Origin of the sequence: Caulifigura coniformis, from assembly GCF_007745175.1 — a bacterium.
GTDB classification, from domain to species: Bacteria; Planctomycetota; Planctomycetia; order Planctomycetales; family Planctomycetaceae; genus Caulifigura; species Caulifigura coniformis.
Genome location: NZ_CP036271.1, coordinates 2,932,594 through 2,947,305 on the forward strand (window position 1 = coordinate 2,932,594; position 14,712 = coordinate 2,947,305).

Sequence of the window (14,712 nt, forward strand, 5' to 3'; positions counted from 1 at the left end):
GCTCTGCGTCACGTTGAAATCGGAAGCCCGGCCCTGACAGGGACCGGGCTTCTTTCGTGTCATCCCCTGTGGGCCGGGCTGATGTCTGCACTGAATCCTTCCGACATTTCGCCGGAGACGCTCAATCTGGTGAGGCTGTCGCTGGTACCCGGCATCGGACCGCGCATTGCGAGCGATCTTCTCGAGAGGTTCGGTACCGCGTCGGCCGTGTTCGAGGCGAACGGAGCGGAACTCCTCTCCATTCCGTCCGTGAAGCCGAAAGTATCTGCCGCCATCACGGCGGCGCGCAGCGACGGCGCTGCCGAGGCGGAAATTGAGGAATGCGGTCGCCGTGGGATCTCGCTGATTCCGCGAGGCTCCACCCTCTATTCCAGGATGCTGGCGGAGACTCACGATCCGCCGGCGCTCTTGTATTGCCGTGGAGCGATCCTGCCGCAGGATGACCTCGCCGTCGCCATCGTGGGGTCGCGACACTGCACGCTGTACGGCCGGCAGATGGCGGAGAAGCTCGCCGGCGGGCTCGCGCGGGCCGGCGTGACCATCATCAGCGGCCTGGCGCGCGGGATCGATGCGTGCGCGCATCGGGGAGCACTCGACGCAGGGGGGCGCACGATCGCCGTGTGTGCCCCCGGGCTGAATACAGTCTACCCGCCGGAACATGCCGAACTGGCGGTCGAGATCGCGGCAAGCGGAGCTTTGCTCAGTGAATCTCCACTCGCCCGAGAGGCGCGGCCCGGCCTGTTCCCCCAGCGGAATCGGATCATCTCCGGACTTTCGCTGGGGGTGATCATTGTGGAAGCGGGCCGCCGGAGCGGCGCGCTGCACACGTCACGCCACGCAATGGAGCAGGGGAGGGACGTCTTCGCGGTCCCCGGGCGGATCGACAGTCTCCCGAGCCAGGGATGCCACGATCTGATCCGGGACGGCGTTCCGCTGATTCGCGGAGTCGATGATGTGCTCGAAGCCCTCGCTCCGCTGATGAAGCCCGTGCGCCGCGAAACAGGAGAAGTGGTGCAGTCGCCGCGCGAGCTGTTGCTGAACGAGATCGAAACGCTCGTGCTGAACCAAGTGACGCAGGAGGCGCAGCACGTTGATTCGCTGCTGCCGGTCGATGGCCTCGAGCCGTCGCAACTGCTGGCGACGCTGACGATCCTCGAGATGAAGCGGCTCGTCCGACGCCTGCCCGGAGGCTTCGTCGTGAGAAGCCCCTACTGAGATCTGCCTGCATCACGACCGGTCGCGGGAAGGACGTGCCCGGAAGCGGTCGGGACCGACTTACCGCACCATCCGGTAGTCTTCGTTTGCGCGGCTGAAGTCCAGGTCGGCGAACTGCTGCTGCACCTGGATGTCGGTATACATGTAGTGCTCGATCAGCGATTCCTCATCGAGCTTGGCCGGATCGGCGTCCTGGGCCCAGGTGAAGTTCATGACGCTCACGGGCATCGACAGTTGCTTGTCGATCAGGATCTCCGACTTGCGATAGTCGGGGGAATATTCGGCCGAGTCGTACTGCACGACACACCGGTAGCACGGACGGCCGTCGAATTCTGCGTCGTCACGCAACTCACAGTGGAATCCCTTGCCGCTTTCGACGGCGGCCTTCTGGTACTGGAGAATCCGTTCAGCCGCCTTCAGGAGCCCGACCATCGTGCAGGGATGCCGCGACTGCGACATGGCTAGTCCGCTGGAGGGATCGAGCGAGAGAGTTCCGAGCCGACCTTTGAGGCCGCCCGCTTTCACCAGCATCTTGCCTTCGTTCTGGCCTTCCACCCAGATCACCTGCTGGCCCGTCTGGCCGGACCGCCACTTCATGTAAATGCTCAGCGGCTCGTGACGAAGTTTCAGGGAGATCTGCTGCACCTGGCTGAGGTCGCCGCCGATGCGTTCCTGTTTCGTGAAGGTGGCCATGTAGTCGGGAATCTTCCCGAACTGCGCAACCCCTTTCTCGATGATCTCGATGTTTTTCTGCAGCGCCGGCAGTCCCGTCAGCACGCCGCTGTCGACAGTCGCTGCGACAGGCAGAGCCTCGACCACCGGAGTCGCTGCGGCGCCCGTCGCCATCGCGACGGTGGTGGCAGCGGCCTGGACGGCAACGGGATGGGGTTCGAGTCCATCGGCCATCGGGGCCGGGGCCGACACGGTGACGACCGGCTTGAGCAGGCGCGGGGCCGGGATCGCGATCGTGGCTTCGGCGCTCTCCAGGATGGCGAGCGGTTCCGACCCGGCGGGCACGGGGTCCGTGCTCAGATTCACGGCGGCCAGAGTCAGGAAAGCGACTCCGGCGGCCTGAATGTTGGGCTGACGAATTCCTTTGCCGGCGAGAACGCGCATCCGTCGCATCATCCCTGGATCCTCAAGCACCGCTGGACGACCGCTTTGAGACGGGCCGGCGGACAAACCGCGCGAGACTTCCATACCTCAGCGAAGGCGGTGCTCCCCAATGGCATCGGCCTGCAAGCCGCAACTCTGGCAGGAATTTCCGATGGGCATCCGCAACCCGATCGTTAGTGCGAAGAGTCAACGGCCGTTGACTCTTCGCAGACTGCCTAAACTGCAGGGTGCAGAAATGGCGGTCGGGCAATCAGGTCGGGCCGTCTCCGTCACCCAGGCCAACAGCAATCCCGTTCGGCGGATGGCTCGCGCACGAAGTCTGAAGTGGTGATCAGAAAAGAGTTTGCGAAACGGTCCGATTTTGGAATGTGCGTGTAAACCGACCTGTTCGGAAATGCGTTTCGATTGAGAATGATGGGTACAGGTTGTGCGGATGCTTTGCGGCGGAAAGTGAGGACTTCAGACAATGATGATGAATTTCGGTTACCTGCTGTGGGTGGCCCCGGCGTTCCTCCTGATGATGTGGGCCCAGTTTCGGATTCGCTCGGCCTATGGCCGGGGAATGGAGGTTCCTGCGAGCCTCTCCGGCGCGGCCGCGGCGCAGCACATCCTTGATTCCGCAGGGCTCGACAATGTCGCCATCGAAATGACCGAAGGCGTCATGTCGGACCACTATGACCCGCGGCACAAAGTGTTGCGGCTCAGCCGCGACGTTTATTCGAGCCGTACGGCGACTGCGGTCGGCATCGCTGCGCACGAAGCGGGGCATGCCTTGCAGGACGCGACGAACTACGCGCCGATGACGATTCGAAACCTGGCGGTGCCCGCCGCGCAGTTCGGCTCGGGCTTCGGCGGAATCCTGCTGATGCTCGGTTTCATCATGGCCTCCAAGCCGCTGCTGATCGTCGGCATCGTGGTCTTTTCCGGTGTCGTGTTCTTCCAGTTGGTGAACCTGCCGGTGGAGATCGATGCCAGCAATCGAGCGAAGCGGGTCCTGACCCAGCTCGGAATCGTCGATGCCGATGGGGCCGGCGCAGTACGTTCCGTGCTGAATGCGGCCGCGTGGACCTATGTCGCCGGCGCTCTCGAATCCGTTCTGACGCTGCTGTACTACGTCAGTCTCGTCACCGGTGGAAGCCGGCGCGAGGAATAGTTCCCTCCAGCTGCCCCCCAGCCCTCGCCATCGCGAGGGCTTTTTCGTTCAATGCGGTTCGCGGATTCTGATTCTCGCCGCGGGCCCCTCGCATCGTGAACTTCAACCATGCCGAACTACTGGCTCTTCAAGTCCGAGCCTGACTGCTATTCGATCGACGACCTCAAACGCGACAAACGAACGTTCTGGGACGGCGTCCGAAACTACCAGGCCCGCAACATGCTGCGCGACTCGATCAAGGTCGGCGACGGCGTGCTTTTCTATCACAGCAGTTGCGATCCAATGGCGATCGTCGGCACGGCCGAAGTGGTCAAGGCGGGCTACCCCGATCACACAGCATTCGACAAGAACGCCGACCATTACGACCCGAAATCGAAGGTCGACGATCCGACCTGGTACATGGTCGATATCAAGCTGCAGCGCAAGTTCGAGACTCCGCTCGTTCGCGAGGCCCTGAAAGAGGATTCGCGACTTGCCGGGATGGTGCTTCTGCAGCGCGGTTCGCGGCTCTCGATCCAGCCGGTCACCGCGTCCGAGTGGCAGGCGATTCTCCAACTTGCTGGAAATCCGGGCAAATAAGAGGCCTGCAGGGCGGCGGATTTCGGGTTGGGCGTCGCTCGGGCGGTGTTCGGACGGGGGCGATGTCGGTTTTGTCGACACATCGCGCCTTTGCTGCTTGAATTGCGGGCGGACTTGCTGGACTGCATTGTGCGCCTGGATACACTTTCGGCGTCGCAACGATGCTCAGGTCAGGGTGCAACGAGACCTCGGGGCCGGACGAAATCGACGAGGGAGTAGCAATAACCCGTGGCAGGTTCTTCGGATCGGGCGATTGAGAGCGATGTGATGACAGGCATGATCGGCGACAGCCCGCCGATGCGCGAGGTCTACCGGCTGACCCGGAAGGTCGCGTCGAGCCAGGCCACGGTCCTGCTGCTGGGGGAGACCGGCACGGGGAAGGAACTGGTGGCCAAGGCCATCCACGATCTCAGCCCACGCCGCACCGGTCCGTTCATCCGGGTCAACTGCGGCGCGCTGAGCGAAAGCCTGCTCGAAAGCGAACTCTTCGGACACGTCAAAGGGGCGTTCACCAGCGCCCACGAGAACCGCACCGGCCGCTTCGAAGCGGCGCACGGCGGGACGATCTTTCTCGATGAAATCAACTCGACCAGCTACACCCTGCAGGTCAAGCTGCTGCGCGTGCTGCAGGAGCACGAGTTCGAACGCGTCGGTGATACCAGGACGATCTCGGTCGATGTCCGCATTGTGGCGGCGACGAACCGCGATCTCATCGAGATGGTCGAGCGGGGCAAGTTCCGCGAAGACCTTTTCTATCGCCTGAACGTGCTGCCGATCTATCTCCCTCCGCTCCGCGAGCGGATTGACGACGTTCCCCCGCTGGCGGAGTTCTTCGCGAAGAAATACGCCGAGGAGAACGGGCGCCAGAATATGGTGCTCGACGCGGAGACGCTGACTTATCTCAAGCGGTACTCCTGGCCGGGCAACGTCCGCGAGCTCCAGAACTACATCGAACGGAGCATCGTCCTGGCGGCGGCCGACCGGCTGACGGCGGACCTGCTCCCGCCGCATGTGCGGGGGGAAGCCCCACTGCGCCTGGGCCGGCTGAACCGGACCGACCTGGAGTCGATGTGCTCGGAACTCGTGAGCATGGGCCTTGCGGCCGCGCCGGAAGAAGGCGCGGCGTATAACAAGGTGATGGGGCTCGTCGAGAAGGAGTTGATCCAGCAGGTGCTGCGGGTCTGCCAGGGGACGCAGACCAAGACCGCATCGCGGCTGGGGATCAACCGGAACACGCTGCACAAGAAGATCGAGGAGTACAGCCTCGAATCGGACGCCCGTTGAGCGGCGAAGCGGCGGGGCAGAACCCCGCCGTTCCTGCGTCTTCAGTTCATCGGGACCGGCTTCTTGGGCGTGGAAAGCGCTTCGGCCGTGAATTCCATCACGACGCGCTCATCAACAAGCACCGACTTCCCATCATCCGCGACGCTGATTCCCTGCCGGGTCAGCAGGTCTGCCTGCTCCGAGAAACAGAGCGTTCCGTCATCTTTGACGACACGCCACCACTGCAGATGCGGCCATTCGCGGCGCACGTTATCCAGCACGTTGAGGGCCGTTTTGCCATTCACTCCCGGGTTGAAACCCGCCTTGCGGGCGACACCGGTGAGCGTTCCGAGCTTTTCAGCCTGCTTCAATTCGTACAGTACATCGGCGACCGCCTGAGCACGCGAGGACGACATCGAGAACTCCAGCGACGAGGTTGGGGCCAGCGGAGAGTTTTTCAGGACGAGAACCGTCCGCCGCCGGCGAGAAGGCTGTGAACCATCAACCTGTACGGTATCCTCAGCCGGCAAAGGCCACAATCCCCATGATCCAACTTGCCAACACTCATCTCGCGCACGGGATGAAATTCGACTACCCCGCCGGCTGGCTCGTCACCGAAGAACGCTCCGGTGAAGACCTCACTCTGACCGCTGCGGATGAAGGGGTGGCGCTATGGTCCGTGACCCAGATGCCCGGACGACCCGACCCGAAGAAGGTCCTCAAGATGGCGCTCCGCGCCTTCGAGGACGAGTACAATGAGGTGGACGTTTCCGAAGTGGCCGACGTCTTCTCGGGGCATCCGGCCGAAGGGATCGACATCGATTTCGAATGCCTCGAGCTTCTGAATGTCGCGAGCTTGCGGTCATTCATCACCGAGGACAGTACGTTCCTCATCATGTACCAGACGACCGGCGACGAGCTCACCGAACTCGAAGGCGTCTTCGAAGCGATGAACCGCTCGTTCCGCTGCGACTCCTGACATTGTCGCGCGGGGGCCTCGTGACCAGGCTCCAGCCTGGTCACGCACTCTCTGCGAAGCTCCGCTTCGCGTTGCCGAGCCCCCCGCTCAATACCCCTTCAGCAGCCCATCCACGAGTTCATACTTGCGCGAAAACTTCTCGGCCAGTTCGCTGCTGTGAGTGACGCAGAGGAGCATCGCCTTTTGCTCCGCTGCCAGGCTGAGCAGCAGCGTTCCAACGACTGCGGCGGTCCGGCGGTCGAGGTTTCCGGTCGGCTCATCCGCGAGCAGCAGTTTCGGATTGTTGATGAGCGCCCGGCAGACCGCTGCGCGCTGTCGCTCGCCGCCGGAAAGCCGGGCCGGGGCGTGGTGCATGCGCTCCCGCAGTCCGACGCGTTCCAGCAGTTCCTCGGCCCGCTTCGTCGCGGACGCTGCGTCGCGGGCGGTCGCCAGGGTCGGAATCAGGACATTCTCCAGCACCGTGCACTGGGGGAGCAGGTGGTGGTCCTGAAAGATGAACCCGACCCGTTCACTGCGGTATTTCGCCTGCGCCGGGGGGGAGAGCGAAAAGGGATCGGTGGTCCCGAGCCGCACATGGCCGGAGGTTGCCGGCTCAAGCAGACCGAGGATGTAGAGCAGGGTGCTTTTCCCTGCGCCGGAGGGGCCGGTGATGACGACGGCCTCGCCCGGAGCCATGGAGAGGTCGATTCCTGCCAGGATCGAGAGGGGGCCCGACTCTCCCTGGTACGTCTTCGTCAGCTGGCTGACCTCCAGCCGCTCCAGCAGGCCGGATGAGGTGGCGGGCGAAGTGTCGGGCACGAGCAATCCACAATCGCGGGAAGGAAATCGAGGGAAATCCACAGTCACGATTGCGATTCCCCATCGGGATGACAAGCGGCCGCGTCGTCGGGAGTGGGCCTTTGTTGGTCCATCGTCGCCGGCGGAGCGGACTTTCAGGAGGCGGGTCGCTTCTGGACGGCGCCAGGTTCCTTGACTATCACTCCCCGCATGCCGGGGACCGATCCGAGACGCGCCTCTTATTCCTCTGTGGGCGTGCTCATCGCGGCCATGTTCGTTCTGCAGGGCGGCGCTGCGTTCGCCAAGAACCTGTTCCCGCTGGTCGGCCCGGAAGGGGGAACCACACTGCGGCTTGCCTGGGCCTCGCTGTTGTTGTGTCTCGCCTGGCGACCCTGGAGGCAGCGTTTCACCACGAGCGAGTGGCAGTGGCTGTTTCTGTACGGGCTCTCCCTGGGGGGCATGAACCTGCTGATCTACAAGGCGCTCGACCGCATCCCCCTCGGGGTGGCGGTTGCGGTGGAGTTCACGGGGCCGCTTGCCGTCGCGGTGCTGGGCTCGCGCCGGCTGCTGGACCTGGTGTGGGTCGCCCTCGCGGCGCTGGGGATCGGGCTGTTGTTTCCATGGACCGACCTGGGGAAGCCGCTGGACCACTTTGGCCTGCTGTGTGCGCTGGGGGCCGGCGCCTGCTGGGGCATTTACATCGTCGCCGGCAAGCGGGTCGCTCATAGTGCGCCCGGTGGAATCGTGACGGCGCTGGGGATGACGATCGCCCTCGGGCTCGCCTTGCCGTTCGGAGTCGTGAGCGCCGGAGCCTCGCTCTTGAACTGGAACGCCATCGGGATCGCGGCCATCGTCTCCCTGTTGTCGAGCGTGATCCCTTATTCGCTCGAGATCGTGGCGTTGCGAAATCTTCCCGCCCGGACCTTCGGCATCCTGATGGCCCTGGAGCCGGTGGTGGCCTCGATCATGGGGGCGATTGTGCTTCAGGAGTGGCTGACGACGCTGCAGGCGGGGGCGATGAGCCTGATTATCGCGGCCTCTGTCGGTTCGACGGCGACGTCAGAGAAAGCCGCTCCGGGGCCGATCGACCCGACCGACAACGATCCGGAGCCAGTGCTTCCGATCTAGGAATGCGTCTCCAATCCTGCGGCGATGAAAATCCGGCGTCTTGAATTGAGTGACGTTGATGGCTCGCGTGCGCGGACTTCGATCGCGAGAGCGCCCGGAGGACGTCAACGGGATGCGACCAGCGGTCGGCCTGGAGCAAGATTTGGGTTCGGGTGAGTGACCGAACCCGGCCAGCGGCGAGTCCGGCAGGGGAGATTTCCGCGGACAGGGGACAAATTCGTCGCAGAATGGGGTGACATTTGGCCGAAGGGATGAAATGCTTGGGCCGGAACGGGGGCGGGGCCTGCAAGTTTTGCGCTTTCGGCGGTTGAGGGCGGAATCGCCTGTCGTGCTGCTTGACGCTCCGGGCGCTCGCCGTTACTGTGCTCCGTTCCCAATTTGTATTGAGCCAACGGATAGCCGCGTCGAAGATGCCGACGATCAACCAACTCATCCGCAAGCCGCGGAAAAAACAGGCCACCAAGAGCAAGACTCCCCTTCTGGAAGGGTGTCCGGCGAAGCGGGGCGTTTGCCTCCAGGTTCGGACGATGACCCCGAAGAAGCCGAACTCGGCTCTCCGTAAGATTGCCCGTGTTCGGCTGTCGAACGGCAAGGAACTGACCGCGTACGTTCCGGGTGAAGGCCACAACCTTCAGGAACACTCGATCGTTCTGGTTCGCGGCGGCCGTGTTCGCGACCTTCCGGGTGTCCGCTACAAGATCGTCCGCGGCGTGCTCGATACGCTCGGCGTTCAGAACCGGAAGCAGGCTCGCAGCCGCTACGGTGCCAAACGCCCGAAGTAATTCAGGGGAACAGCCTTCGGGTTGTGACCTCCTGGATTCGTGCTCGGGCTTCCAACGACAGATGGCAGGCGCAGGCCTGTGCTCCTAAGACCACACTAAAGACCAGAGTCCCATGGCCAAGAGTTTCACCGCCAGTGCCAAGCAACTGAAGCCGGATGCCCGGTTCGGCTCGCTTCTCGCCTCGAAGTTCATCAACTGCATGATGCACGATGGCAAGAAGGGTGTCGCCATGCTTCGTTTCTACGAAGCGCTGGATCTGGTGAAGGAAAAGAACCCGGAAGAGTCGCCGATCGACGTCTTCCAGCGGGCCGTGGACAACGTCAAGCCGAGCATCGAGGTTCGTTCGAAGCGCGTCGGCGGTGCCACCTACCAGGTCCCCACCCCGGTCAACTCGAAGCGTCAGCAGACGCTGGCCATCCGCTGGATCCTCGCAGCCGCTCGCGGTCGCAAGGGACGCGGCATCGCCCAGTCGCTGGCCGATGAATTCAACAATGCCGCGAAGCGCGAAGGCGTCGCCATGACGACCCGTGACAACGTCCACAAGATGGCAGACGCCAACAAGGCGTTCGCCCACTTCGCTTGGTAATTCGCTGAGCGTTTGAAAAACTCGAAGCCCAGGGTTCAACCCCTGGGCTTTTTCGCATGATGCCACCGGAAGTTTGATTGCTCCCATGCCGACTCCCATCGACAAGCTTCGTAACATCGGCATCGTCGCCCATATCGACGCGGGTAAGACGACCACCACGGAGCGGATCCTCTACTACACGGGCGCCTCTCATAAGATGGGAGACGTCGACGACGGCAACACCACGACCGACTTCGACCCGGAAGAGGCGGCCCGCGGAATCACGATCTATTCCGCTGCCGTCAGCTGCCGGTGGAAGGATTACACAATCAATCTGATCGACACGCCCGGGCACGTCGATTTCACGGCCGAGGTCGAGCGCAGCCTGCGGGTCCTCGACGGCGCGGTGGTCGTATTCAGCGCCGTCGAAGGGGTCGAGGCCCAGAGCGAAACCGTCTGGCGCCAGGCCGACAAGTACAAAGTCCCGCGGATGTGCTTCATCAACAAGCTCGACCGCATCGGGGCCGATTTCGAACGCACTCTCGGCCAGATCGAGAATCGGCTGCACGGCAAGCCGGCCGTGCTCTACTACCCGATCGGATCGAGCAGCTCGTTTGAAGGCATCATCGACCTCTTCGAACGCAAGGCGCTCTATTTCGATAGTGCTTCGCTCGGCCGCAACATCACGGTGAAGGAGATTCCGGAGGACTACGTCGACCTGGCCGAAGAATGGCGGACGAAGCTGATCGAATCCGTCGCGGAACACGACGAGGCCCTGATGGAGTCGTACCTGGCGGAAGAACCGGTGACGGCCGAAGCGTTCCAGGCGGCGCTCCGCAAGGCGACGATCGATCGCCAGCTGCAGCCGATCTTCTGCGGCACCTCGCTGCACTACGTTGGCGTGCAGCCCGTCCTCGACGGCGTCGGACTGTACCTGCCGAGCCCGCTCGATCGTCCCGCAATCTCGGGCGAACATCCGAATCCGAAGAAGGGGGCCGACCCCCACGACACGCGGAAGACCGATCCCAAGGAGCCGTTCTGCGGCCTGGTGTTCAAGATCGTCGCGGATAAACATGCCGACCTCTGCTTCGTCCGCGTCTACTCGGGCGTTCTGAAGTCCGGCTCACGGCCGCTGAACCCCCGTACGGGAAAGAAGGAGTTCGCCAGTCAGCTGTGGCACGTCCAGGCCGATCAGCGCGAGAAGCTCGAGACGGATCAGGTCGAAGCGGGCGACATTGTCGGCGTCATCGGCCCCAAGGACGTCGTCACGGGCGACACCCTCTGCGAAGCCAATCATCCGATCCTGCTCGAGCGGATCACCTTCCCGGAAACCGTCATTTCGATGTCAGTCGAGCCGGAGACCAGCGCCGACCGCAAGAAGCTGGAAGACGCGCTCACCCGCCTCGGGCGGCAGGACCCGACGTTCAAGGCCAAGATCAGCGAAGAGACGGGCCAGACGATCATCAGCGGCATGGGCGAACTGCACCTGGAAGTGCTCCGCAAGCGCATGCTGCGGGACTACAACCTCAACGTTCGCGTCCACAAGCCGCGCGTCTCGTATCGTGAGACCGTTCGCAAGAAGGTCGTCGCGACCGGCGAATACACGCGGACCGTCGGCGGGGAAACGATCTACGCTGGCGTCACGCTGCAGGTCGAACCCTACAGCGGCGACGAGCCGGTGGCTGTGAAGAGCGCGCTCAAGCCGGACGACCTGCCGCAGGAACTGGTCCGTCCGTTGATCCAGGCGGTGCAGGACAGCGCCCAGTCGGGCGGCATGGTCGGCTACCCGCTGATGCACGTCCTCTTCACGATCAAGTCGGTCGACTACAAGGAAACGCAGACGACCGAAGACGCCCTCCGCGCCGCCGCGGCAATGGCCGTGCAGAACGCCCTGCGCGACGGCGACCTGGCCCTGCTCGAGCCGGTGATGAAGCTCGAAGTGGTCACCCCCCCCGAGTTCGTGGGGAACATCCAGGCCGATCTCAACATCCGCCACGCCCGCATCGTCGGCCAGGAACCGCGCGGCCACCTGACGGTGCTCGACGCCGAAGCCCCGCTGGCCAACATGTTCGGCTACAGCACCCACGTCCGCAGCCTGAGCCAGGGCCGGGCCAGCTACAGCATGGAGCCGCTCAAATACGACTTCGCGCCCGATTCGGTGCTGAAAGAAATGCTGGGGTAGGTCACTCACGAGGGCGTCAAATGCGCGTGCCGATCGATGTCGTTAAGGCAATCTCGAATGGATTGGATCTAGGATTCCATTGCACCGACGATGGAACAGTGTTGGACGGGTTCTACCGTGGATCTGGCGCTTATCCTCCACCCGGGTATCTCCCGTGGAACGCCTTTCAGATCGGCAATGGAGACACCTATGGATTCTATTGGCCGATCGGACTTGAGCACGAGAATCCGCTCGTCTGCACGATCGCACATGACAGTTGGGAGTTCTGGCCAGTTGCCTCGTCGCTGAGGGCGTTCATTACGTTGGAATTGGCGTCGCGGGACCAGGACTCGAACTGGGAGTTCCTCGAGGCCGCAGAGATTTGCGGCATCGACGCGGACACAGTCACTCAATCGTCAGACGATGAGTCGGCGTCCGAGGTCCGCACAAACACGATGTCTGCAGAGGATCAACTTCTGATCGACCCTGAATCGCCGCAGATTCTAAAGAATGCCGCCCGTGAAGCACTTTCTCGCAGCATGCCGGATCTGGCCGTAACGTACCTGGAACGATCGGTCACGCGACTTCCTGAGTACTCGGAGGCGTGGGCGCTACTGGCTCAGGCCTATCGACAACTTCGCGTCGGATCCCAGGCTGCGGTCGCGATGGCTCGTGCACTCACGGCTCCATTCTGCTTTGGAGCTCGCGATCGTCGAAAGCTGATTTACTGGCTTCAATGTGTCAAAGAGACTCCCGAAATCAGTCAGGATCCACTCTGGCCGCGACGCCATGACCTGAAATGGGAAGCCGGTGTCAAAGAGAAGCGCGACTATCAGATCTTCGAAGAATTAATCGCGGAGTACCATCTGCGTGGAATGGGCCAGCGAGCAGTTGCCCTGCGCGTTCTCGCCGCTGAAGCCATGGGGAAAGAGACCATTTCTTTTCGAGAACGAGCTGGCTGGACGGCTTCGAAGTTTCGAGAGCAGCTGAGAGACGACTTCGAGCGAGCTGACCTTCGAGTCCGAATGAATGTGCTTTGAGACCTTGGTGCCTCACCCGGCAACACACTTGCCCGGTGTGACGAGTAACCGCGACCTCCGCGTCACGATCCGGTAAGCTCAATCTGCGCATCCTCTCTGTCACAGAGGACACCGACTTCGGCGGGCATTCACTATGTCAACGTTCATCGTCACTCTCTCGGCTCTCCTTGCGGCATCTCCCGAGGAGGAACTCCGCACCCAGGTCCCGGCCGCGCGCAGCATCCTCGACGCCTGGCATGCCGATGAGCCGAGCCCGGGCGACCGGAAGTTCATCATTGCCTACTTTACGCCGGCCGATTGCGATCCCGCCCCGCAATACCGCGAACGTCTCTCCCGAGTGCTCTTCGATGTCCAGAAGTTCTACCTGGATGAGATGCGCCGGAACGGATTCGGTGATCGCACTCTCCGGTTCGAGACGGAAAACGACGGGCTGATCCGGATCCATCTCGTCAAAGGGGCCAAACCCAAGGCCCACTACAAGACGGAAAGCGGCCGCGAGATCCGCACTGAGTGCTACCCCGTTCTGCGGGAGGCCGGCGTCTCGCCGAACACCGAAACGCTGGCAATCTTCTGCAACCTGTCGGACTGGGACGAGAACGCGAAGACGATCTCCCAGCACAGCCCGTATTACGCCGGGGGAACCCACAAGTCAGGGACCGCCTGGCAGTGCGACTCGCCGATTCTCGACAGCGCACTGATCGACCGCAAAGAGCCGATCGTGCAGGACGGGCAATACGGCCGAATCTCTCTCGGCAAGTACAACACGACGTTTGTCGGCGGAGTCGCGCATGAGTTCGGGCATGCCCTCCAGCTTCCGCATGACGCCGAGCGGCAGGATCAGCGAGCGCTCTTCGGGACGTCGCTGATGGGCAGCGGGAACCACACCTATGGTTCCGAGCGGCGCGGCGAGGCCGCCCGATCGTTCCTCACGCTCGCGACCGCCCTCCGTGTCGCCTCGCATCCGATGTTCTCCGGATCGGTCAAAGGCTTCGACAGCCGTGCAAAGGCGGAAGCGAAGAACGTCGAAGTCGTCAGCCGGGATCGCGGGTTCGACATCGCGGCGACCATCACGGCCGACCCGCCGATCTATGGCGCCGTCGCATATATGAACCCCGTCGGCAATTCCGACTACGACTCGGCAACGGCCACCGCCGTTCCCGATGACCAGGGGCGAATCCACTTGGAATGTCAGTCATTCCGGGCCGGCCGGCCGGGAGCGTTCAAGGTCGTGTTGCTGCACTGCAACGGAGCGATCTCCACTCCGGACGAACTGTCGTTCCCTTACGACGTGGACGGCGAAGGAGTGGTCGACCTGTGGGCGGCGAAGTCGAAAGCGACATTGAGTGCTCTGGAGAAGGCGATCAAGTCGAAGAAACCGGATGATGCGCACGCAGCGCTCGAACGCCTGCGCAAGGAGGGGGCCTCCGCACGGCTGCTCGAGGCCGCGGAAGTCGTCGTCTCCACACTGAAGCCCGCTGAACGAGTCGAACCTGCAGCGGCAGAGGGGCCGATGCTGCGGCTGACCGACGCATCGTCACGCCAGGCGAAAACCGGCTGGGGCGCTCCCTCGGTCAACCGCCTCCCGGACGAGTCGCCGCTCTTCACTCTCGGAGGGCGGCTCTATGCACGCGGCCTGTATGCCCACGCCCCCTCGGTTTACGAGTACGCGATCGACGGCAAATGGGACAAGCTGACCGCCATCGCAGGACTGGCGGACGGTCATTCCGGCACGGTGGTGTTCGTCGTCACCGGGGACGGAAAAGAACTGTTCCGCTCCCGAACCACGCGCGGTGAAACGCCAGTCCGGATCGACGTCAGCGTGAAAGGAGTCAGGACGCTCACCCTGACCGTCGAAGATGCCGGCGACGGCAACGGGGCCGATTGGGGTGTATGGCTCGATCCGGTTCTGCAGCGGGAAGCGGTTCTGCGGCCGTGAACGTGCCGATGGAGAGAG

General features: G+C 63.0%; 14 protein-coding genes. 11 read left to right on the forward strand and 3 right to left on the reverse strand.

All coding sequences use genetic code 11. The features are described from left to right. Positions 1-81: 81 nt before the first annotated feature. The gene (gene dprA, locus Pan44_RS11585; RefSeq protein ID WP_145030209.1) at positions 82-1,215 is read left to right on the forward strand and encodes a DNA-processing protein DprA; all 1,134 of its coding nucleotides are present in this window, start codon (positions 82-84) and stop codon (positions 1,213-1,215) included. 60 nt (positions 1,216-1,275) lie between these two features. Here dprA and Pan44_RS11590 read toward each other — a convergent pair whose 3' ends face one another. Next, positions 1,276-2,343 (reverse strand): DUF1571 domain-containing protein, encoded by a 1,068-nt coding sequence (locus Pan44_RS11590; protein ID WP_197454029.1) that lies wholly within the window; start codon positions 2,341-2,343, stop codon positions 1,276-1,278. Between the two features lie 454 nt (positions 2,344-2,797). Here Pan44_RS11590 and Pan44_RS11595 point away from each other — a divergent pair, with 454 nt between their 5' ends. The 3 genes from Pan44_RS11595 to Pan44_RS11605 all read left to right on the forward strand — a co-directional run bounded on the left by Pan44_RS11595 (position 2,798) and on the right by Pan44_RS11605 (position 5,347). After that, positions 2,798-3,484, forward strand: a complete 687-nt coding sequence (locus Pan44_RS11595) for a zinc metallopeptidase (protein ID WP_231754297.1) — start codon at positions 2,798-2,800, stop codon at positions 3,482-3,484. Positions 3,485-3,592: 108 nt separating this feature from the next. Further along, positions 3,593-4,063: an EVE domain-containing protein gene (locus Pan44_RS11600; RefSeq protein WP_145030211.1), complete on the forward strand. Its 471-nt coding sequence runs from the start codon at positions 3,593-3,595 to the stop codon at positions 4,061-4,063. A 267-nt stretch (positions 4,064-4,330) separates the two neighbouring features. Next, on the forward strand, positions 4,331-5,347 hold the full coding sequence (locus Pan44_RS11605; RefSeq protein WP_145035015.1) for a sigma-54 interaction domain-containing protein: 1,017 nt from the start codon (positions 4,331-4,333) through the stop codon (positions 5,345-5,347). Between the two features lie 41 nt (positions 5,348-5,388). Here the strand turns inward: Pan44_RS11605 and Pan44_RS11610 are convergent, their stop codons facing one another. Then, positions 5,389-5,742, reverse strand: a complete 354-nt coding sequence (locus Pan44_RS11610; protein ID WP_145030212.1) for a hypothetical protein — start codon at positions 5,740-5,742, stop codon at positions 5,389-5,391. Positions 5,743-5,870: 128 nt separating this feature from the next. Between Pan44_RS11610 and Pan44_RS11615 the strand changes: the two genes are divergently transcribed. Further along, the gene (locus Pan44_RS11615) at positions 5,871-6,305 is read left to right on the forward strand and encodes a hypothetical protein (protein ID WP_145030213.1); all 435 of its coding nucleotides are present in this window, start codon (positions 5,871-5,873) and stop codon (positions 6,303-6,305) included. A gap of 87 nt (positions 6,306-6,392) precedes the next feature. Here Pan44_RS11615 and Pan44_RS27855 read toward each other — a convergent pair whose 3' ends face one another. After that, positions 6,393-7,103 (reverse strand): ABC transporter ATP-binding protein, encoded by a 711-nt coding sequence (locus Pan44_RS27855; RefSeq protein ID WP_231754298.1) that lies wholly within the window; start codon positions 7,101-7,103, stop codon positions 6,393-6,395. A gap of 171 nt (positions 7,104-7,274) precedes the next feature. Here Pan44_RS27855 and Pan44_RS27860 point away from each other — a divergent pair, with 171 nt between their 5' ends. The 6 genes from Pan44_RS27860 to Pan44_RS11650 all read left to right on the forward strand — a co-directional run bounded on the left by Pan44_RS27860 (position 7,275) and on the right by Pan44_RS11650 (position 14,694). Further along, entirely contained in the window at positions 7,275-8,210 is a 936-nt protein-coding gene (locus tag Pan44_RS27860; RefSeq protein WP_231754299.1) for an EamA family transporter, read from the forward strand. 410 nt (positions 8,211-8,620) lie between these two features. Next, positions 8,621-8,992, forward strand: a complete 372-nt coding sequence (rpsL, locus tag Pan44_RS11630) for a 30S ribosomal protein S12 (RefSeq protein ID WP_145030214.1) — start codon at positions 8,621-8,623, stop codon at positions 8,990-8,992. 112 nt (positions 8,993-9,104) lie between these two features. Then, positions 9,105-9,578, forward strand: coding sequence for a 30S ribosomal protein S7 (gene rpsG / locus Pan44_RS11635; RefSeq protein ID WP_145030215.1), 474 nt, complete (start codon positions 9,105-9,107; stop codon positions 9,576-9,578). Positions 9,579-9,663: 85 nt separating this feature from the next. Then, entirely contained in the window at positions 9,664-11,739 is a 2,076-nt protein-coding gene (gene fusA / locus Pan44_RS11640) for an elongation factor G (protein WP_145030216.1), read from the forward strand. A 20-nt stretch (positions 11,740-11,759) separates the two neighbouring features. Beyond that, positions 11,760-12,758 carry a tetratricopeptide repeat protein gene (locus Pan44_RS11645; protein ID WP_231754300.1) on the forward strand — a complete coding sequence of 333 codons (999 nt, stop codon included), beginning with the start codon at positions 11,760-11,762 and terminating at the stop codon, positions 12,756-12,758. 133 nt (positions 12,759-12,891) lie between these two features. Beyond that, a complete protein-coding gene (locus Pan44_RS11650) occupies positions 12,892-14,694 on the forward strand; it encodes an NPCBM/NEW2 domain-containing protein (protein ID WP_145030218.1) in 1,803 nt (600 codons plus the stop codon). Positions 14,695-14,712: the final 18 nt, after the last annotated feature.